This is a genomic window from Klebsiella sp. A52 (genome assembly GCF_018388785.1).
GTDB classification, from domain to species: Bacteria; Pseudomonadota; Gammaproteobacteria; order Enterobacterales; family Enterobacteriaceae; genus Klebsiella; species Klebsiella aerogenes.
Window position 1 is genome coordinate 4540998 of sequence record NZ_CP074437.1, and the last position, 18476, is coordinate 4559473.

Genomic DNA, 18476 nt, shown 5'->3' on the forward strand with positions numbered 1-18476 from the left:
CGCCATCGGAGACGCCACGCGATGAAAGCACAGTCCCCTTTGATTACCCTGCGCAATCTGGCCCAGGAGGCCGTCGAACAGGCGGCGCAGCGTCTGGGCCAGGCGCGCCAGGCGCAACAGGCCGCCGAGCAACAGCTGACGATGTTGCTTAACTATCAGGACGAGTACCGGCAAAAGCTCAACAGCACCCTTTCCGGCGGCATGGAAAGCTCTCGCTGGCAGAACTACCAGCAGTTTATCGCCACCCTCGAACAGGCCATCGAACAACAGCGCCAGCAGCTGCTGCAGTGGGGACAAAAGGTGGAGCACGCCGTGAAGCAGTGGCAGGACCATCAGCAGCGGCTGAACGCCTACGACACTCTGCACACGCGCGCGCAAAACGCCGAGCTGCAGTTGGAAAACAAACGCAATCAAAAATTGATGGATGAGTTCGCGCAACGCAGTACACAAAGGAATACCGCTTCATGAATCTCAATGCTTTGCCCGCCCTTAGCCTGCCCGGCGACGCCAGCGCCCTGGCGGATCTGGCGCTCGACGACGTTCAGCTGTCGTCTGCCTTCGCGCAACTGCTCGGCGCGCGCTTCACGCCCGCGCAAAGCGGCACGCTGCCGCCCGCGGCGCTGAGCGCCGATGATGAAAGCGCCCCGCCGCTAAGCCGTAACCAGCTTAACCAGCTGCTGGCGGCGCTCGGCGAACGCGGCGCGCTGCTGGTCAATGCGTTACCGCCATCGGCGGGAAACGCCGTCGACGCAACAGCGAAAAAAGAGGATAGCGGCCCGCATACGCCGCCGCTCAGCGAGGCGAAAACCTTAGATCCGGCGACGCTGCAGGCGCTGTACGCCATGCTGCCGGCGGCAATCGTCGCCCCGCCGCCGCAGACCGCGCTACCGCTGGCTCAACAACCAGCGCCCAGCGGCGATAAAACCGCGCTCCACATCGGCAATGCAGCTATTCAGCATGTCGCGAACCTGCCGGAAGGCGAAGCGGCGGCGAAGCCGCAGCCGGGCACGGATCCCCTTAGCGGGCAAAATCTGCCCTCCCCTGTCGCGCAGGCCGCGGCCACGCCGCAGCACGATATGGCCGAACGTCCGGCGGAGAATACTCCGGCGCAGCCAGCCGCCGTCGCTTTCGCCGCCGCCAGCCCCAGCCAGAGCGCCACGCCCGCCAGTGCGCTGGTAACCGCGCCGCCGACGCCGCAGCTTAATGCCCAGCTTGGTAGCCCGGAATGGCAGCAGGCGCTGAGCCAGCAGGTGCTGATGTTCCACCGCAATGGCCAGCAGAGCGCCGAACTGCGCCTGCATCCGCAGGAGCTGGGCGCGCTGCAGATCACTCTACAGCTCGACGATAAACAGGCGCAGCTGCATATCGCTTCCGCACACGGTCAGGTACGCGCTGCGGTCGAGGCGGCTATGCCGCAGCTACGTCACGCGCTGGCGGAGAGCGGAATCAACCTCGGTCAGAGCAGCGTTGGCGGCGAAGCGACGCCGCAATGGCAGCAGCAAAACGGCAACGGTGAAGGCCGCGCCAGCTACGCGGAACGCCACGGCGGCGGCAACGATGGCGCGCCGATTGAGCCAGTCAGCGCCCCGGCAGCCCTGCAGCGAATGGTCAGCCAGGTCAACGGCGTCGATATTTTCGCCTGAGGGGCGCTAAACGGCCAATCTGGCCCCCATTTGCCCGTTTATTCCGGCTATTGCCTCGCGCGTTAGCCGCGATAATACCTTTATATGTCATACGTGCGGCGCCGCCGCGCGTGATGCCCGTCAGCAACGCGGCGGGCGGAACAACAGGAATTTGATTTGGCTATGTCTCAAAACTCCCTTCCGGCAACCGCGCCCAAACGCCCCTTATTGATCATCCTGCTGACGATCGTGGCCGTGGCCGCCTGTGCTGCCGCAGGTTACAGCTGGTGGCTGCTGCAACAGCGCGACGGCGGCGCGCAAACCGCCATCGAAAAGGCAAAACCGCCCGCGCCGCCGGTATTTATGCCGCTGGATACCTTTACCGTCAATCTGGTGACCCCGGACAACGATCCGGACCGCGTACTGTATATCGGCCTGACGCTGCGCCTGCCGGATGAAGCAACCCGCCGCCAGCTTAATGATTTCCTGCCGGAGGTGCGTAGCCGTCTGCTGATGCTGCTTTCGCGTCAGGAGGCCGGTCACCTGGCGAATGAGCAGGGCAAGCAGCAGCTGGTCGCGCAGATCAAAGAGACGCTGAGCGCGCCGCTGGTTAAGGGACAACCGAAGCAGGTGGTCAGCGATGTGTTGTTCACCGCCTTCATACTGCGGTAATCACCATGGGCGATAGCATTCTTTCACAGGCAGAGATCGACGCCTTGCTCAACGGCGACAACACGGGCGACGAGCCCGAGACGGTTGTCGGCGGTAAAGAGAGCGAGGTTAAGCCTTACGATCCGAATACCCAGCGCCGCGTGGTGCGTGAACGCCTGCAGGCGCTGGAAATTATCAACGAGCGTTTTGCCCGGCAGTTCCGCATGGGATTGTTCAACCTGTTGCGCCGCAGCCCGGACATCACCGTCGGGCCGATTAAAATTCAGCCGTACCACGAGTTTGCCCGCAACCTGCCGGTGCCGACCAACCTTAATCTGGTACACCTGAACCCGCTGCGCGGCACGGCGCTGTTTGTCTTCGCGCCGAGCCTGGTGTTTATCGCCGTCGATAACCTGTTCGGCGGCGACGGGCGTTTCCCGACCAAGGTCGAAGGCCGAGAATTCACGCCCACCGAACAGCGGGTCATCAAACGCATGCTGCGCCTGGCGCTGGACGCCTACGGCGACGCATGGAGCGCAATCTATAAGATTGACGTCGAATACGTGCGTGCGGAGATGCAGGTCAAATTCACCAACATCACCACCTCGCCGAACGATATCGTGGTGACCACGCCGTTCCAGGTGGAGATTGGCGCGCTAAGCGGTGAATTTAATATCTGTATTCCTTTCGCCATGATTGAGCCGCTGCGTGAACTGCTGACCAATCCGCCGCTGGAGAATTCCCGCCAGGAAGATAGCCAGTGGCGCGAAACGTTGGTCAAGCAGGTGCAGCACTCCGAGCTGGAGCTGATTGCCAACTTCGTCGATATCCCGATGCGCTTGTCGAAAATTCTTAAGCTGCAGCCTGGCGACGTTTTACCGATAGATAAACCGGATCGCATTATCGCCCATGTCGACGGCGTGCCGGTGCTGACCAGCCAATATGGCACCTTAAACGGGCAGTACGCCCTTCGTGTTGAACACTTGATAAACCCTATTTTGAATGCTCTGAGTGAGGAACAGCCCAATGAGTGATCCTAAGCAACCGTCTGGCGCAGGAAAGGAATCCGTAGACGATCTGTGGGCTGATGCGCTTAATGAACAACAGTCGTCTGAGAAATCCAGCGCCACCACCGATGGGGTGTTCAAATCGCTGGAGGCCCAGGATGCGCTCGGCAGCCTGCAGGATATCGATCTGATCCTCGATATTCCGGTGAAGCTGACCGTTGAACTGGGGCGCACCAAAATGACGATTAAAGAGCTGCTGCGCCTGTCGCAGGGATCGGTTGTCGCGCTGGATGGCCTGGCGGGCGAACCGCTGGATATCCTGATCAACGGCTATCTGATAGCCCAGGGCGAAGTGGTGGTGGTGGCCGACAAATTCGGCGTGCGCATTACCGATATCATTACTCCGTCCGAACGTATGCGTCGGTTGAGCCGCTAATGACCGCCCCCGTTACCGTGCAGACCAGCCAACCGGTTACCGAACCGGCAATATCCGGCGGCTCGGCGCTCATGCAGGTAAGCAGCGCGCTCGGCGCGATTCTGCTCCTGATCCTACTGGCCGGTTGGTTGTTCCGCCGTCTCGGCTTTGCGCCGCAGGCGCGCAACGGCCGGTTGCTTAACCTGCGCGCCAGCTGCCAGGTTGGCCAACGCGAGCGCGTGGTGGTGGTAGAAGTCGATAATACCCTGCTGGTGCTGGGCGTCACCGCCCAGCAGATCACCCCGCTTCATCAGTTCCCGGCGCCGCCGCGTGATGAAGATAACACGGCGGTCACGCCTGCTAACGACTTCCGCCAGCTGATGCAAAACGTCCTCAAACGCCCGGAAAAATAGCCATGTTCCCTACTCTGTTCGCTTGCCTTCGCCGTCGGGCGCCGTGGCTCGCCGCCGCGTTACTGCTGCTGAGCCCTGCCGCCTTCGCACAGCTGCCGGGGCTTATCAGTCAGCCGCTGGCTAACGGCGGCCAGAGCTGGTCGCTGCCGGTGCAGACGCTGGTGCTGTTGACCTCGCTGACCTTCCTGCCGGCGATGCTGCTGATGATGACCAGTTTTACCCGCATTATCATCGTACTGGGTCTGCTGCGTAACGCGCTGGGCACGCCTTCCGCGCCGCCGAACCAGGTGATGCTCGGGCTGGCGCTGTTCCTGACCTTCTTTATCATGTCGCCGGTGTTCGACAAGGTCTATCAGGAGGCGTACCTGCCCTTTAGTCAGGACAAAATCGGCCTTGATGCGGCGCTGGATAAAGGCGCGCAGCCGCTGCGCGAATTTATGCTGCGCCAGACCCGCGAAAGCGACCTGGCGCTGTACGCTCGCCTGGCCAACCAGCCGCCGCTGGCCGGGCCGGAGGCGGTACCGATGCGTATTCTGCTGCCCGCCTACGTCACCAGCGAACTGAAAACCGCTTTCCAGATTGGTTTTACGGTGTTTATTCCGTTCCTGATTATCGATCTCGTGGTCGCCAGCGTGCTGATGGCGCTAGGGATGATGATGGTGCCGCCGGCGACGATCTCGCTGCCGTTTAAGCTAATGCTGTTTGTGCTGGTGGATGGCTGGCAGCTGCTGCTCGGCTCGCTGGCGCAGAGCTTCTATTCCTAAACCGCCGGAGAACAATCATGACGCCAGAATCCGTGATGGCCATTGGCACCGAAGCGATGAAGGTCGCCCTGGCGCTGGCCGCCCCGCTGCTGCTGGCGGCGCTAATCAGCGGGCTGGTGGTCAGCCTGCTGCAGGCCGCCACCCAGATTAACGAGATGACCCTGTCGTTTATCCCCAAAATTCTCGCGGTGGTGGCGACGATTATTATCGCCGGGCCGTGGATGCTGAACCTGCTGCTGGACTATATGCGCACGTTATTCAGCAACCTGCCTAATATTATCGGCTAGCCGTGATCCCCTTTGACAGCGCCCAGCTTAGCGAATGGCTCAGCCAGTATTTCTGGCCGCTGCTGCGTATTCTGGCCCTCATCAGCACCGCGCCGGTACTGAGTGAAAAGCAGATAAGCAAAAAGGTGAAAATCGGCCTCGGCGGCCTGATTGCGATACTGATCGCCCCAACGCTGCCCGTCAACGCGATCCCCATTATCTCTGCTGCCGGTTTATGGCTGGCGATTCAGCAGATCCTGATCGGCGCGGCGCTGGGGTTGACGATGCAGCTGGCTTTCGCCGCGGTACGGCTCGCCGGCGAAGTCATCGGCATGCAGATGGGGCTATCGTTCGCCACCTTCTTCGACCCCAGCGGCGGCCCCAATATGCCGGTGCTGGCGCGGCTGCTGAACCTGCTGGCAATGCTGCTGTTTTTAAGCTTTGACGGCCACCTGTGGCTTATCTCGCTGCTGGCCGACAGCTTCCATACCCTGCCGATCCAGAGCCAGCCGCTAAACGGCAACGGTTTCCTGGCGCTCGCCCAACTGGGTTCGTTAATCTTTATCAACGGCATGATGCTGGCGTTACCGCTGATTTGTCTGTTGCTCACGCTCAATATCGCTTTGGGTCTGCTCAACCGCATGACGCCGCAGCTGTCGGTATTCGTGATCGGTTTCCCGGTGACCATGACCTTTGGCATTATGACCCTCGGCATGATGATGCCGATGCTGGCCCCCTTCTGCGAACACCTGTTTGGCGAAATGTTCGATCGCCTGGCGGCCGTTATCGGCGGTATGACGTTTTAACCCTGCCGTTATTTCCTTCTTTTTCGCCGGACAAAATGGCAATAAAAAACGTTTACTGGGATAAAAGCCTGGAAAAACGTTTTTATTGCTACCAAGGTCCGAATGTTCATAGCGGCTTGAATTAAAAAATAGCCACCCTACAATAAAGCCTGAATTTAATTGTTAGTGAATTTTATTTTTTTATAAAATTAAAACCTCGGGAAACGCAGAATATTTTCCTGCGTGGGTTTAGTGCATCTTTAATAAAATAAGGAGCGACATCATGATTAAGGCGAAAGGTAACCGTATAGCGCGGCGTGTATTAGGCCTGCCCCACTGGGAAAGTAACCGATTTAAAATCGTGCTGGCCGACACCGCCGCTGGCGGAAAATGGAAAGTGGTGAAGAAAAAGAAATAATCCTGACTAGCAATTGTTCTTTGCGCAACATAATTCCAAATTGCACAGTGCCGTAGCCCCGGTAAGCGCTCGCGCCACCGGGGATTTCGAGGCCACCAACACCGGCAGTTTCAGTTCTCAATGGTACGAGTCGTAGACCGTAGGCCGGATAAGGCGCAGCCGCCACCCGGCGCGAAAGTAGCTCTTTACCCGCGGTTATTGCCCGGCGGCGCTACGCTTGCGCGGGCCTACAGATCACATGCCGTGGTAGATACTGTTATCGGTTTGCAACTTTTTTAATGGTTTTTCCCGGACGCGGCGCGTTGCGCCTACTCCGGGCTACCAAATCGCAAAGCGCAGTAGCCCCGGTAAGCGGCAGCGCCACCGGGGGATTTTGAGGCCAACAACACCGGCAGTTTCAGTTCGCAATGGTACGTTCCGTAGGTCGGGTAAGGCGCTAGCCGCCACCCGACAAAAAAGTACCGCGGGTAGATGCTGTGAATATTTCCCACCCTACGTAACTCAAACTTATTCAATGACGATTAATATGCTAAGCTTTTCATTACGGAAAGAATGCGCTCTTCTCCGCGAAGCCCTATTGCATTTATCAAAGCTCTATCAATTTTATCGCTGACAAGAAAATAAAGCATTTCCATATTATTGTTATAGAGTGCCAAATATAACTGAGGCGATATATCCCTGAGTTTTCTTGCAGAAATCGCTGCCGTCTGAACCTTTCCATAAAGACATTGCCTGAATTCCCTTTTCATGATAAAAACACGAGGTGTAATTAGCACCATATCATGAGGAATGAATTATGAAAAAATGGATTTTTATTATTTTTTCTTTCATCCTATCATTTATCATCCTGGTTACCCTGATGTTTGAATTAGCGTTTCGCCTATTAAAGGCTGATGAAGTTATCAACTTTATGGAAAAATCAGTTTTTATCGATTCGTTTAATTCATGGTTTATCTTTTTGGTTATATTATCATTCATAGGTGCTATCATTATCAGCAGCATGGTATTTTTAAAGATTAAAAAGGTGATGTAATGCCCTGTTTATCTCCTTTTTTTAAAGAAATACTTAACGACCTTAAAGTTTATGTCATTATCATTTCTCTTTTTACATTTTATTACTTTGCAATTCCAGGATGCTGGTTTCTATGCAGTATAGTTACAATAATAATTTATGGTATTATTAAAATAGTTATAGCGTCAAAAAAAAGTAATAAAGGTGCTATTAAATAGTGATGTTACTTTTGGTCGCATTCACTGGTAGCCTGCTCAGAATAATAACTTACCGCATCTTACCCTGACTTATAAATAAAATCACACAGCATGACGCAGCGCCCGTATTCCCTTTCCAGTCTGACGGCGCAGCAACGCCAGCAGCGTCGACACTTCCGAATAACCCACGTCAGCGGTAATCGTCTCAATATCTTTCCCCTCGGCAAGCAGCTGCTTTACTCGTTCGACCCGCAATTGCTGGAAAAAAGCCAACGGTGATTTCCCCAGCGCGGCCTCCATTCTGCGCTGTAAGGTGCGTGGATGCACGTTAAGCGCGCCGGCAGCCGCCTGCAGGGAAAATCCCTGCGCCAGATGCGCTCGCGACCAGTGCGCAAAGCGGTTGATCAGGTCATCGGCATGCTGAGGATAACCTGCCGGCAGGCGTGAAACCTGAGGATGGCGGATATCAGCCGCCATCGCTTTTGCCAGCAAATCCGCAAGCGGCGGGCTGCTCTGGCGAATCAGCCACAGCGCCAGCTCCACATGGCCCATCATTGCGCCGGGAAGGATCGGCGCAGCCGCATTGAGCCATGACGCAGCGGCGGTCTGCTCATTGAGCAAACGGCTATCCGCCAGGATGAAGGTATTTAAACAGGCGGCGGCAATTTTAACGCCGCGCTTCGCCATGTTTTGCAAAAACCGCTTAGCGTCAGCAATATCGTGCCAGCCATCCGGTGGCGATTGTCGTGCGTGAACGTTGATCGCCGGCACCACAATCCAGTCGGGATAATCCAAACCCGATGCCTGATGAGCAGGAATACTCAACCCATGGGCTGATTTAACCTGCCCGGTCACGGCAATCATTTGCACCTCAAAGCGAGAAATATTCATGCTCTGGCGTCGCGCCATATCATTGGCCGCGGCGAACGTATCCAGCAACGTCGCTAAGCCGGTGTCGAAAACGCCATCCAGAGTCAGAATATTTATCTTCATGTCGTTAATGGTATTGAAATTGTCATTTTTGCATATGGTTCTATTTTAACCTTAGCCATAGACTTTCCTCTATCGTTATTAATTACCAGAGTCAATTGCCATGAAAAATAATCCTGAACTGATTATCCTTGCGTTAATTTGTCTGCTAACGGTTATGATGTGGATCCCCTATATTATTGCCCGAGCCGCGCGCGCTAACGTCGCGCCCGCGGCGGGAAACGGCCATTCGCCATCAACCGGGCTGGCGCCCTGGGCGCAGCGTGCGCAAAAGGCGCACGCCAACGCGGTAGAAAACCTCGTTATTTTTGCCCCACTGGTGGTGGTCGCCGCGTTGCTTAACGTCAATAACGCCATAACGTTAATTGCGGCTAAAGTTTATTTGCTCGCGCGCATTGTCCATTATATTGCGCATACCGCCGGGATCCCCGTTATCCGAACGCTCGCCTTTCAGACCGGTTTTGTCGCGACGGTTACCATAGCGATAGTTATTTTAAGTTCGGTTCTTTGAGGTTAAAAACTCCCGGCATTCGCTGCCAACGCCAGGCTTTGTAGCGCCGTCTTAAGCCATTTGGTTGCTCCTCGCTGCCCGCCGCGTTTATGGGAATAGATCTTCACGGTGAACGGGCTTATGGCGAACGGCAAAGGAAAAATCGCGATCGGGGCGGCATGAAGGAACTTCTCTGCGGCATAACGAGGAATCGCCATTAACAGATCGCTTTGCGCCACAATAAACGGCGCGCTGAGCATCGAAGGGGTTTTGAGCGCTATCTGCCGCGTATAGCCTAATTCCTGCAGGCGTAAATCCAACACTCCCTGCTTTTCATTCCACGGCGTGACCACCAGATGCCGCGCGGCGAGATAATCCGCCAGCGTCAGCGCCGTGCGACGGGTATTGCTGATAACCACGTACTCATCCTCAAACCAGTCAATTTCCTCCAGTTCATGATGACGGATATCTTCAGCGGTGCTGAAGCCCAGCGCCAGATCCACCTCTCCCGCCAGCAGCTCCGTCAGTGCCGGGCTATGCGGCAAATAACGGAGTTCAAAACGCAATCCCGGCGCTTCATGCTGCAGCTTTTGCATCAGCGCAGGGAAAATGCATAACGCGGTGAAATCGGTAATAGCTATCTGGATCCGCTCGGTGCTGTCGGCGGCAATAAACTCTGGCTGTCGCGTGAGTTCCTGATTAAGCAATTTCAATACTGAATCGATGGAGGGCGCGAGCTGAGTGGCATAGACGCTCGGGCACATCCGATGTCCTTCGCGAAAAAACAACGGATCGTTCAGCCCCACGCGCAGCCGCGACAGCGCGTGGCTCAACGCAGAGGTACTCATCGCCAGCTCATCGGCGGCAAGACGAACGGAACAGTGGCGATAGATAGCATCAAAAACGAGCAGCAGATTGAGATCGAGGCGTCTGAGCGCCGGATGCATAATATTCATCATTGGGTGATTTCATTGCACTTAATTCTTCTGACAATACCCCCTATGCTTAGCGTCATCAATATCGTTAACGTGTGAAAACGACAGGAAAACTAATGAGTATTACGATTAGACAGGCCCGTGCGGATGACGCTTCCGCCATCTACAACATGATTTATGAACTGGCGGTGTACGAAAAAGCCCCGCAGGAAGTGGTCACCACCCCCGAAGAGATCCGCGAAACCCTGTTTGGCGACGACAGTAAAACCGAAGCGCTGATCTGTGAAATTGACGGTAAAACGGCGGGCTATGCCGTGTTCTTCACCAGCTATTCAACCTGGCTCGGACGCAACGGTATTTATATGGAAGATTTGTATATCTCACCGGACTATCGCGGCCAGGGCGCGGGTCGAGCGCTGCTAAAAACCATTGCCCGGTATGCGGTTGCGCGCCGCTGCGGACGCCTTGAGTGGAGCGTGCTGGACTGGAACCAGCCGGCCATTGATTTTTACCTCAGTATTGGCGCCGCGGCGCAAAGCGAATGGGTCCGCTATCGCCTCGATGGCGAAGCGCTGGTTAATTTTGCGGAGCAATAACATTGCTCACAGCATCACTCAGCTTGCTCTTTGCAAAAAGCACAGCAGCCCCGAAAGAGCGGAGCTGCTGAAAGACAAGTTAGTACGCTGTTTCAGTCTGCGATGAATCCTGCACTACCTGTAAAATATTGGCCGCGGCGGCGGTACCCATTTTGACGTAAGAGGCGTCGCTTACGCCGCCAACGTGCGGAGATAGAATGACATTTTCGACCCGCTCCCAGATGTGCGGCGTGGTGAGTGGTTCGCTGTTAAAGCTATCGAGCGCCGCCCAACGCAACCCCCCTCCTTTTAGCGCCGCTGCCAGCGCTGCATCGTCGATTAATCCGCCCCGCGCGGTATTGACCAGGATGGCGCCGGGTTTACACTGTGCCAGGGTAACGGCATTTATCATTCCCCGATTTTGCTGCGTTAAGGGACAATGAAGGGAGACAACATCAGCCTGCGTGAGAAGGTCTTTGAGTACATCAACACGTTCGCATCCGGGAGGAACCGTGGCGGCATACGGATCGTAAGCCAGCACCTTCATACCGAAGGCGACGGCAATTTTCGCCACGCGGCTGCCAATCGCGCCCAGACCAATCAGCCCCAGCGTTTTGCCCTCCAGTTCGAGCGATTTATGCGTCGATTTATCCCAGTGCCCTTCGCGCAGGCGGCGGTCAAGCGGAATGATTGACTTGGCGCAGGCCAGAATTAATGCCCAGGCGTGTTCTGAAACCGCCGCGGCGTTAGCGCCTGTCGCCGCGCGAACCATGATGCCGCGCGCCGCCGCCGCTTCGACGTCAATGACATCAATGCCGCTGCCATGCTTGGAAATGACCTTCAACGCCGGAGCGGCATCCATCACAGATGCCGTAATCTTGCCATAGCGCACTAATATGGCGACCGGATTATGCTGCTGACATAATGCTATCAATTGGTTTTCTGTTGGTTGGCGGCCAGCAAATACGAGTTCATAATCTTCCAGCATGCCGAGCGCGGCTTCAGCCAAATCGCTGCCGGTTACCAGTACGACTTTTTTATCGCTCATGGCAATGCCTCCCCTTCGCTCAGCATACCCGCCTGACGCAACGCGTTCTCCAGCCAGTGTGGGCGAAGATCGCCGTCGTGGATGGCCGACAGACGTTTGACTTCCCCTTCCAGTTTACCTTTCGCCAACTCAATGATGGCGCGTACTTCATCGCGGGGGATAACCACCACGCCGTCAATATCCCCTACCACCAGGTCACCCGCCTGCACCGCGGCGCCCGCGACCGAGATAGCATGATTGACCCGGCCGGGAATGAACTTGGTGGGACCACACGGATTAAGACCGGCAGCGAAAACAGGAAAGTTTTGTTTACTTAAGGTTTCAGCATCGCGAACTGCGCCGTCAATGATGATACCTGCGATGCCGCTGGCCTGCGCCTGCGTGGCCATGATCTCACCGAGTAAAGCGCAGGAGAGATCGCCTTTGCCGTCTATCACCAGCACATCGCCAGGTTTAGCGACGGCCATCGCAGCGTGAATCGCCAGGTTATCTCCCGGGCGGACCTCTACGGTAATCGCCGGGCCGGCCACAGCCATATGTGGCGCCAGTGGCTTGATACGGCCATGTAATGTGCCGCGGCGTCCGGCCACGTCAGCGAGAATCGCCGCCTGATATTCAGCAGCCTGACGGACCTCCTCCGCGCTAACGCGCTCAATATCCACATTTATTAATTTCTGTTGTGATGCAGGCATGGTTAGTCTCCATTTGTTTTACTATGTACAACACAGATGTACTATATAAAACAACTATACGAGCATTGCTTCTCTTTTCGCCAGCGCTGAGAGCGTGTTTGTGATGTAAACACGATGTTAATCACAAAATTCAGGTACAATTTTGTTCGGCCAAAAGGAGAAAATGATGGGGAATGAAGGCGTAATTGCCGTTGAAAAGGCGCTCGCTTTACTGGATTGCTTCCGTCCCGGTAATGACAGCCTGACGTTAACTGAGCTGGCCCAGCTTTCGGGATACCACAAAACCACCGTTTATCGCTTAATGAATTCGCTTGAGCGTATGAGCTACATTATCCGGCATGACGATGGCACCTATACGCTCGGCCACCGTCTGCTCTATCTCGGCAAGCTTTATGAGCAATCATTTCAGCTTGCGAGAATTGTACAGCCGGAATTGCAGGCGCTGTCTCAGGCCTCCAGTGAGAGCGCGAGCTGGTATGTGATAGAGGGCGGCCAACGACTGTGTCTGTTCCGCGCCGAAGCTTCAGAGGGATTACGCCATAGCAACCTGCCCGGCAGCCAGTTCCCACTGGATGGTTCCGCGATCAGCAAAGTTTTACGTCATTGGGGACTGGGTGAGGCGCTGCCGGAAGACGAAGAAACGCTGCCGTTCTATACCTCTGGCGCGCGCGATCCGCACACCTCCGCCTTCGCGATGCCGGTTTTTGGCGTCCACGATAACCCCATCGCGGCACTGGCGCTGACAGGACCGTCATCGCGTCTGACTGCGGACCGCAAAGAGAGCGGCCTCAGCCAGCTAATGCGCGAGACGGCCAACCGCCTGTCGATCAAGTTAGGGGCCAGTAAATCCTTCTGCGAAACGTTTTACGGTATAAAAGAATAACGTATGTTGAAAAGGCGGGAACAATCCCGCCTGTGCTTATTAATGGGTGACCGGTTTTTCCTGACCGGCAGGCTGCGAGTAACGGCGTCCCATGATCAGCACCGCGATGCCGCCTGCCAGGCACAAGCCAGCCAGCGGTAGCATCGCCAGCGTATGGCTTCCTGTCTGTTCGCTAATCACACCATAGGCATTCACCATCACCACTCCGCCAATCAGGTTGGCTATCGCGCCGATTGCCGCCAGCCCCGCAGCGGCTGACGTGCTGCTCATCCAGCCTGAAGCCAGCGCCCAGAATGGCCCCTTCGCCGAATAAGCGCCAATTAATATGGTACTGAGAATAACAATGGTAATCGGCAGCGACAGATTGATGAACGCCGCGAACACGCCAGCCGCAATCATAAAGAGGGTGAGAGCCGTGTGCCAGCGGCGTTCATTGGTGCGATCCGAACTCCGCCCCCAGACAATCATCAGCACCGAGGCCAGACCATAGGGGATAGCATTGAGCAGCCCGGTAGTCAGGTTATCAAGATGGAAAGACTTCAGTAGCTGTGGAGACCAGACGCTAAGCGTGGTGCCAGCAGACGACGCGCCCGCGTATATCAGCGCCATCAGCCAGATTTGGCGATGCTTTAACAGTTGCCATGTGCTGATGTGACCGATCTGTTTCTGCTGTTGGCGCTCTGCCTGAAGCGTATTTTCCAGCCACGCTTTCTGCCGCTCGTTCAACCAGCCAGCCTGATGTGGGCGGTCACGCAGGATAAAAAATGCGGCTATCCCCAGCAGCACCGCAGGCAGCCCCTCAATGATGAATAACAGATGCCAGCCGCGTAACCCGAACCAGCCATCCAGCGTCAGGATCAACCCTGAAAGCGGTGAACCGATAAAGTTAGCCAGTGGAATGGCCACCATAAAAGAGGCAATAATGCGCGCACGGTAACGCGAAGGGATCCACCAGGTAAGATAGAGCACCACGCCCGGGAAAAAGCCCGCTTCCGCCGCTCCCAGCAGAAAACGCACGATATAAAGGGTGGTTGTATTTTGCACCAGCGCCATGCACATCGATACCACGCCCCAACTGATCATTATCCGCGGGAGCCACAATCGCGCGCCCACCTTCTGCATCGCCAGGTTGCTGGGAACTTCAAATATAAAGTAGGCGACAAAATACAAGCTGCTGGCGAAGCCAAAAGCCGCCTTGCTCAAGCCCAGATCCTCATTCATCTGTAGCGCCGCCATACCAATATTGCCCCGGTCAATAATCGAGACCAGGTAGCTGACAATCAAAAAGGGCAGGATGCGCCAGATAACCCGCCGCATGGTATCTTTTTCCAGCGCGTCGTTGTCGATAGCGCTATTCGGTAATTGATCGGTCATTGTTTCCTCGCAGGGTTTCATTATGTTTATCAGGAAAACGATGTAGAGATGAAATACGTTACTTCAGCTTGATGCCCCTGGTTTCCGGCGCTCGCCACACCACCAGCATCGCCGCAAGGAAGGCGACCACGGTCGTCGCCAGTCCCGCGGTGAAACCGCCGGCGTTGGCGACGGCGCCAATCAGTAGCGGCGCGATAAATCCGCCCAGCCGGCCGCCATTGTAGGCAAGCCCCATCAGGAAACCGCGCGATGACGTGTCTCCAATGATTTCTGCAAGGAAGGGTCCCGATCCCGCAAAAATACCATTAACACCAAAACCGGCCATGAAAATCGCCACCATCAGAATGAAGGGTTGCGTGGTCACAAGGTAAAGCGCGACGGCAATGGCGCCCGTTAACAGATAAATCAGGAACATCGGACGGCGTCCCCACTTATCCGCCAGCACCGAAAACACCAGAAAACCGGCGATGGCCCCAGCCTGCAGCGCAAGTACAAATTTCAGACTGTGCAGAAAATCCAGGTGTTTTACTTCTCGCAGATAGGTGGGTGTCCAGGTAAATACGCCCCAGAACAGATACTGAATAAAAAAGATAAAGACAAAGGCCAGCAGCAGACCTCTCAGATTGTGTTTACCCAGCTTTGCGACAGGTTGACTACTCGTCGCCTTCGCCTGTTGACGAGCAAGCCAAACCTGCGATTCCGGCGTGAACCAGGCCACCACGCTCATAATGAACACCGGCAGCGCACCGATCATAAACAGATAGCGCCATGCGCCCTGCTCCAGGCCGCCATTAACCGAGCTCACGATTGCCGTCAGGCTGATGGACAGAATTGCGCCAACGGGCAACCCCATTTGCATCAGCGCCCCGCCGCGCGCGCGCCGCTCTGGCCGCCAGGTTTCCGCAATCAGCGCCGCGCCCGATGTCCACATTCCGCCCATACCCAGCGCGCCGCAAAAACGTAAAAGCGCGAAATGTTGTTGATCGTGCGTAAAGGCTAACAGGCCGGAAAAGAGTGAATAGATGGCGATACAGGTCAGCGCCGTTTTTACACGGCCAATTTTGTCGGCGATAAAACCAAACAGGATCCCGCCAATAATCTGCCCCCCGGCCGTGACGCTGATAAACAGCCCAAGCTCGGTTTTATTAATACCGAACACCACGCCCAGTACCGGCAATAGCAGCGAAAGCAGGAAGGAGTCGTAGCTTTCAAATGTCCAGCCAAGGCCGCCCAACGCCAGCGTCCGCCTCTCAGCAACGCGTTGTGGCAATGTGTCAGGCGTCGATTTAGTCGCAGTAAATTGATTCAGCTCGCTTTTACTGGTCATTGATATTCTCCACAGAGGTTAACCGATAACAGGTTGCGGCAGTGCGCCAGAACAACTGCGCCTGTTCGCCAGGCGACATCTGTTGCGCCAGGCGTTTGCAGGCGTTCCAGAAAACGCCGTAGCTGAACATGCCTTTATCGACCGGAAAGTTGCTGGCGAACATGCAGCGTTCCGCACCGAAAAGCGAAACGATGGTCTCAAACCACGGTTGCCAGGCCTGTGCCAGCATTTGCGAATCCGGTGGTGTTTCTGCCGCTGCGAAGGGAAATCCCCTGACCGTCATACCAAATCCGCTAATTTTTACGCATACGTTCGGTAGTTCCGCCAGATGTCGCATACTGTTTCGCCACTGCTGAAACATGTCTGGATCCCTTTCTGAATAGGGTCCAACGCCGACTGGCCCGCCACAGTGATCGAGCACAATCTGAAGCGTTGGTATGTGCCGCGCCAGCTCGGCAATTTCATCCAGTTGCGTGTGGTAAACCCACACATCAAGCGACAATCCATTTTTCGCAAGGCAGAGAGCGCCCCGACGGAACGGGTCGCTCAGCGCCAGTCCTGCCGGTGGCGTAACCGGGCTGGACGTGACCCGCGGATCCGGATGCCAGGCCAGTGGATTACGCATTCCGCGCAACCGCCCGCCTGATAAAGCCAGCGCGCTCTCGATGGCAGGCTGCATCGCATCGCCCGCCAGCAAGCTAAGGCCGCCGATGATGGCTTCACATCCGAGAGCGTTTGCATAATGTCCGCTGGCGAACATCGCGGCTATCCCGCTGGCAAACTCGATTTCACCAAGCGGTTTCAGCGTTTCCGGCCCGTGGCGGCGTAGCATAGAGCGGCATTGCACGTAGACCGATGAGTAAACGCGATGCCCTGAGGTCTGGATATCGTCGCTGAACTCATGGGTGAGATAGCGTCCGGTTTGCCTATCCCAGAGATGATGATGCGCATCAATGATGGGCAGCTCGGGTTGTAGTGGCGCCTCACGATGTAACGCAAGCCACTCGTTTCTGACCGCAAGATGCGGTGCGGTAACGATCTCCATGAACACCTCGCTTTTGTTGCACCATGTACAACCGTGTTTTATTTTACAAAACTACTATAACGAGGCTGTCGCGTTTTTATCCAGTTAACGATTGGTTTAAATGATGTAAATAAGAGGTGAATCACAGATGTTTAAAGTCGGTAAAGAAGGAGAACGTTGAGAAAAAACAAAAACAAATTAAATTTCAATAAGTTATAAAATAACGCCACCCGTCGCAGCCAGATATCTGGCAAACCTTACGTCTGCCAGACCCGCTCACGTTGTCCATTTACCGATGACTATTCGATGAGTAAAGCGTTATATCGCTCTTGGGCTTTTCAGCTTCCAGACCAGCGCCATGCCGCAGATCATCGCCACCGCCGCCAGTAATGCCAGTGACGAAAGACCAAACCTTGCCGATACCAGGCCGCCGACAAGCGCGCCAGTGCCGATGGCAGCATTGAAAATAGCGACATATAAGGCGGATGCGGGCTGCGTCGCCTCTCCTGCGCTTTGTAGCAGCCAGGTTTGCAAGCCAACGAACACGATAGCCATGCCCGCGCCCCATATGCCGAGCAATACCGCGGTGAACCAAAGAGGAAGCGAGGACAGGCTCTTCATCCCCAGCATCCCCAGCGCGCCTGCGCTGAGCAGCAGTGATGTCATAATCAGCAACCTGATATGTCGATCGATGAGTTTGCCGGCGATGATATTTCCCAGCAGCCCGGAAAGTCCTGACATCAGCAGCAGCGCGGAAATCGCCGATGTCGGTATACCTCGGGTTTGCGTGAGCAACGGCTCAAGATAGGTGAAAGCTGCAAAATGCGCGGAAATAACGCAGGCTGTAGCGCCGAACAATGAAAGCAGTAGCGGATTCTTAACTATCCCAACGTAAACCTTCAGCCCTAACGGCTGCGGAGCCGCCAGCGTGGGAAGCGTCCAGAGCAAAGCCACGGCGGTGGCTAGTGAGAGCAGTGAAATCGCGCTGAATGCCTGTCGCCAGCCGACCATGTCGGCAATAAAGCTCGATAGCGGCACGCCCAACACGCTGGCCGCCGAAACACCGGCGAAAATCACCGAGGTGGCCAGCCCCAGTTTATCAACCGGTACCAGTTGTACCGCCACGGTGCCTATTAGCGCCCAGAATGCGCCATGCGCCAGCGCCCCTGTCATCCGCGCCGTCATAAATGTCTGCATAGTGTGCGACTGGGTCGCCGCCAGACAAGAAAATGCGAGGATTAACATCAACACAATCAACAACGCCTTACGTGAAATCCGGGCGGGGATCGCGCCGGCCAGTAAGGCGGCCAGCGCGGCTACCCAGCCATAAGCGGTGACGGCAAGACCCGCTCCCGCCTGCGACTGATGCAAATCGTTTGCCAGCGCGCTGAGCATACCGACCGGCGCCAGTTCGCTGGTCACAATCGAAAATGCGCTGACGCCCAGCGCAGCTACGGCGAGCCATGCGCGCATTGGCGTTGGGTTGGCCTGTAAAACAAGGTCGTTCATGTCTTCTGTATCCCGGTGAAAATGGCTGAAAAGGAGTTGGCTTGCCTGATACGCGAGAGTTTCCGCGTCGTTGCTTATT

At 55.8% G+C, this 18476-nt stretch carries 22 protein-coding genes; 14 read left to right on the plus strand and 8 right to left on the minus strand.

All coding sequences use genetic code 11. The features are described 5' to 3' along the window. The first annotated feature begins 21 nt into the window (after positions 1 to 21). From fliJ to KGA69_RS21560, 11 genes are all read left to right on the plus strand, one after another. Positions 22 to 468 carry a flagellar export protein FliJ gene (gene fliJ, locus KGA69_RS21510; protein ID WP_045397390.1) on the plus strand — a complete coding sequence of 149 codons (447 nt, stop codon included), beginning with the start codon at positions 22 to 24 and terminating at the stop codon, positions 466 to 468. Beyond that, positions 465 to 1643 carry a flagellar hook-length control protein FliK gene (locus KGA69_RS21515; protein WP_213292642.1) on the plus strand — a complete coding sequence of 393 codons (1179 nt, stop codon included), beginning with the start codon at positions 465 to 467 and terminating at the stop codon, positions 1641 to 1643. The genes fliJ and KGA69_RS21515 overlap by 4 nt, the downstream gene beginning before the upstream one ends. A 162-nt stretch (positions 1644 to 1805) precedes the next feature. Then, a complete protein-coding gene (fliL, locus tag KGA69_RS21520; protein ID WP_045397383.1) occupies positions 1806 to 2294 on the plus strand; it encodes a flagellar basal body-associated protein FliL in 489 nt (162 codons plus the stop codon). A gap of 5 nt (positions 2295 to 2299) precedes the next feature. After that, complete coding sequence (fliM, locus tag KGA69_RS21525; RefSeq protein WP_015367298.1) at positions 2300 to 3307, plus strand: flagellar motor switch protein FliM; 1008 nt, start codon at positions 2300 to 2302, stop codon at positions 3305 to 3307. After that, entirely contained in the window at positions 3300 to 3716 is a 417-nt protein-coding gene (gene fliN, locus KGA69_RS21530) for a flagellar motor switch protein FliN (RefSeq protein ID WP_015367299.1), read from the plus strand. The genes fliM and fliN overlap by 8 nt, the downstream gene beginning before the upstream one ends. After that, positions 3716 to 4108, plus strand: coding sequence for a flagellar biosynthetic protein FliO (gene fliO / locus KGA69_RS21535; RefSeq protein ID WP_047050585.1), 393 nt, complete (start codon positions 3716 to 3718; stop codon positions 4106 to 4108). The genes fliN and fliO overlap by 1 nt, the downstream gene beginning before the upstream one ends. A 2-nt stretch (positions 4109 to 4110) precedes the next feature. After that, the gene (fliP, locus tag KGA69_RS21540) at positions 4111 to 4872 is read left to right on the plus strand and encodes a flagellar type III secretion system pore protein FliP (protein ID WP_045397378.1); all 762 of its coding nucleotides are present in this window, start codon (positions 4111 to 4113) and stop codon (positions 4870 to 4872) included. 17 nt (positions 4873 to 4889) lie between these two features. Then, positions 4890 to 5159 (plus strand): flagellar biosynthesis protein FliQ, encoded by a 270-nt coding sequence (gene fliQ / locus KGA69_RS21545; RefSeq protein ID WP_015367302.1) that lies wholly within the window; start codon positions 4890 to 4892, stop codon positions 5157 to 5159. Positions 5160 to 5161: 2 nt separating this feature from the next. Beyond that, positions 5162 to 5944 carry a flagellar biosynthetic protein FliR gene (fliR, locus tag KGA69_RS21550; RefSeq protein ID WP_045397375.1) on the plus strand — a complete coding sequence of 261 codons (783 nt, stop codon included), beginning with the start codon at positions 5162 to 5164 and terminating at the stop codon, positions 5942 to 5944. A 262-nt stretch (positions 5945 to 6206) separates the two neighbouring features. Further along, a complete protein-coding gene (gene sra / locus KGA69_RS21555) occupies positions 6207 to 6341 on the plus strand; it encodes a stationary-phase-induced ribosome-associated protein (RefSeq protein WP_072251507.1) in 135 nt (44 codons plus the stop codon). A 796-nt stretch (positions 6342 to 7137) separates the two neighbouring features. Beyond that, positions 7138 to 7374, plus strand: coding sequence for a hypothetical protein (locus KGA69_RS21560; RefSeq protein WP_045397890.1), 237 nt, complete (start codon positions 7138 to 7140; stop codon positions 7372 to 7374). A gap of 278 nt (positions 7375 to 7652) precedes the next feature. Here the strand turns inward: KGA69_RS21560 and KGA69_RS21565 are convergent, their stop codons facing one another. Next, positions 7653 to 8543, minus strand: a complete 891-nt coding sequence (locus tag KGA69_RS21565; RefSeq protein WP_213292643.1) for a helix-turn-helix domain-containing protein — start codon at positions 8541 to 8543, stop codon at positions 7653 to 7655. Positions 8544 to 8643: 100 nt separating this feature from the next. Between KGA69_RS21565 and KGA69_RS21570 the strand changes: the two genes are divergently transcribed. Beyond that, on the plus strand, positions 8644 to 9051 hold the full coding sequence (locus KGA69_RS21570) for an MAPEG family protein (RefSeq protein WP_213292644.1): 408 nt from the start codon (positions 8644 to 8646) through the stop codon (positions 9049 to 9051). A 2-nt stretch (positions 9052 to 9053) separates the two neighbouring features. On the opposite strand, the gene KGA69_RS21575 is transcribed toward KGA69_RS21570, so the two are convergent. Further along, positions 9054 to 9989, minus strand: coding sequence for a LysR family transcriptional regulator (locus KGA69_RS21575; protein ID WP_213292645.1), 936 nt, complete (start codon positions 9987 to 9989; stop codon positions 9054 to 9056). A gap of 92 nt (positions 9990 to 10081) precedes the next feature. On the opposite strand from KGA69_RS21575, the gene KGA69_RS21580 reads away from it, so the two are divergent. Further along, a complete protein-coding gene (locus KGA69_RS21580) occupies positions 10082 to 10561 on the plus strand; it encodes a GNAT family N-acetyltransferase (RefSeq protein WP_045397879.1) in 480 nt (159 codons plus the stop codon). Positions 10562 to 10640: 79 nt separating this feature from the next. Here the strand turns inward: KGA69_RS21580 and KGA69_RS21585 are convergent, their stop codons facing one another. Next, positions 10641 to 11588: a hydroxyacid dehydrogenase gene (locus KGA69_RS21585; protein WP_063447712.1), complete on the minus strand. Its 948-nt coding sequence runs from the start codon at positions 11586 to 11588 to the stop codon at positions 10641 to 10643. After that, on the minus strand, positions 11585 to 12280 hold the full coding sequence (locus KGA69_RS21590; RefSeq protein WP_047043665.1) for an RraA family protein: 696 nt from the start codon (positions 12278 to 12280) through the stop codon (positions 11585 to 11587). The genes KGA69_RS21585 and KGA69_RS21590 overlap by 4 nt, the downstream gene beginning before the upstream one ends. Before the next feature lie 166 nt (positions 12281 to 12446). On the opposite strand from KGA69_RS21590, the gene KGA69_RS21595 reads away from it, so the two are divergent. Continuing rightward, on the plus strand, positions 12447 to 13163 hold the full coding sequence (locus KGA69_RS21595; RefSeq protein ID WP_047065455.1) for an IclR family transcriptional regulator: 717 nt from the start codon (positions 12447 to 12449) through the stop codon (positions 13161 to 13163). Positions 13164 to 13202: 39 nt separating this feature from the next. Here the strand turns inward: KGA69_RS21595 and KGA69_RS21600 are convergent, their stop codons facing one another. The 4 genes from KGA69_RS21600 to KGA69_RS21615 all read right to left on the minus strand — a co-directional run bounded on the left by KGA69_RS21600 (position 13203) and on the right by KGA69_RS21615 (position 18397). Then, on the minus strand, positions 13203 to 14537 hold the full coding sequence (locus tag KGA69_RS21600; protein WP_213292646.1) for an MFS transporter: 1335 nt from the start codon (positions 14535 to 14537) through the stop codon (positions 13203 to 13205). 58 nt (positions 14538 to 14595) lie between these two features. After that, positions 14596 to 15864: an MFS transporter gene (locus KGA69_RS21605; protein ID WP_045397868.1), complete on the minus strand. Its 1269-nt coding sequence runs from the start codon at positions 15862 to 15864 to the stop codon at positions 14596 to 14598. Next, positions 15854 to 16909, minus strand: a complete 1056-nt coding sequence (locus KGA69_RS21610) for an amidohydrolase family protein (RefSeq protein WP_045397865.1) — start codon at positions 16907 to 16909, stop codon at positions 15854 to 15856. Before KGA69_RS21610 ends, KGA69_RS21605 begins: the two co-directional genes overlap by 11 nt. Before the next feature lie 297 nt (positions 16910 to 17206). Further along, the gene (locus KGA69_RS21615) at positions 17207 to 18397 is read right to left on the minus strand and encodes an MFS transporter (protein WP_213292647.1); all 1191 of its coding nucleotides are present in this window, start codon (positions 18395 to 18397) and stop codon (positions 17207 to 17209) included. Positions 18398 to 18476 lie beyond the last annotated feature (79 nt).

Bases quoted from the DNA above. Each gene is read 5' to 3' on its own strand.
- fliJ (WP_045397390.1), top strand. From the start codon at position 22: ATGAAAGCACAGTCCCCTTTGATTACCCTGCGCAATCTGGCCCAGGAG.
- KGA69_RS21515 (WP_213292642.1), top strand. From the start codon at position 465: ATGAATCTCAATGCTTTGCCCGCCCTTAGCCTGCCCGGCGACGCCAGC.
- fliL (WP_045397383.1), top strand. From the start codon at position 1,806: ATGTCTCAAAACTCCCTTCCGGCAACCGCGCCCAAACGCCCCTTATTG.
- fliM (WP_015367298.1), top strand. From the start codon at position 2,300: ATGGGCGATAGCATTCTTTCACAGGCAGAGATCGACGCCTTGCTCAAC.
- fliN (WP_015367299.1), top strand. From the start codon at position 3,300: ATGAGTGATCCTAAGCAACCGTCTGGCGCAGGAAAGGAATCCGTAGAC.
- fliO (WP_047050585.1), top strand. From the start codon at position 3,716: ATGACCGCCCCCGTTACCGTGCAGACCAGCCAACCGGTTACCGAACCG.
- fliP (WP_045397378.1), top strand. From the start codon at position 4,111: ATGTTCCCTACTCTGTTCGCTTGCCTTCGCCGTCGGGCGCCGTGGCTC.
- fliQ (WP_015367302.1), top strand. From the start codon at position 4,890: ATGACGCCAGAATCCGTGATGGCCATTGGCACCGAAGCGATGAAGGTC.
- sra (WP_072251507.1), top strand. From the start codon at position 6,207: ATGATTAAGGCGAAAGGTAACCGTATAGCGCGGCGTGTATTAGGCCTG.
- KGA69_RS21560 (WP_045397890.1), top strand. From the start codon at position 7,138: ATGAAAAAATGGATTTTTATTATTTTTTCTTTCATCCTATCATTTATC.
- KGA69_RS21565 (WP_213292643.1), bottom strand. From the start codon at position 8,543: ATGAAGATAAATATTCTGACTCTGGATGGCGTTTTCGACACCGGCTTA.
- KGA69_RS21570 (WP_213292644.1), top strand. From the start codon at position 8,644: ATGAAAAATAATCCTGAACTGATTATCCTTGCGTTAATTTGTCTGCTA.
- KGA69_RS21575 (WP_213292645.1), bottom strand. From the start codon at position 9,989: ATGATGAATATTATGCATCCGGCGCTCAGACGCCTCGATCTCAATCTG.
- KGA69_RS21580 (WP_045397879.1), top strand. From the start codon at position 10,082: ATGAGTATTACGATTAGACAGGCCCGTGCGGATGACGCTTCCGCCATC.
- KGA69_RS21585 (WP_063447712.1), bottom strand. From the start codon at position 11,588: ATGAGCGATAAAAAAGTCGTACTGGTAACCGGCAGCGATTTGGCTGAA.
- KGA69_RS21590 (WP_047043665.1), bottom strand. From the start codon at position 12,280: ATGCCTGCATCACAACAGAAATTAATAAATGTGGATATTGAGCGCGTT.
- KGA69_RS21595 (WP_047065455.1), top strand. From the start codon at position 12,447: ATGGGGAATGAAGGCGTAATTGCCGTTGAAAAGGCGCTCGCTTTACTG.
- KGA69_RS21600 (WP_213292646.1), bottom strand. From the start codon at position 14,537: ATGACCGATCAATTACCGAATAGCGCTATCGACAACGACGCGCTGGAA.
- KGA69_RS21605 (WP_045397868.1), bottom strand. From the start codon at position 15,864: ATGACCAGTAAAAGCGAGCTGAATCAATTTACTGCGACTAAATCGACG.
- KGA69_RS21610 (WP_045397865.1), bottom strand. From the start codon at position 16,909: ATGGAGATCGTTACCGCACCGCATCTTGCGGTCAGAAACGAGTGGCTT.
- KGA69_RS21615 (WP_213292647.1), bottom strand. From the start codon at position 18,397: ATGAACGACCTTGTTTTACAGGCCAACCCAACGCCAATGCGCGCATGG.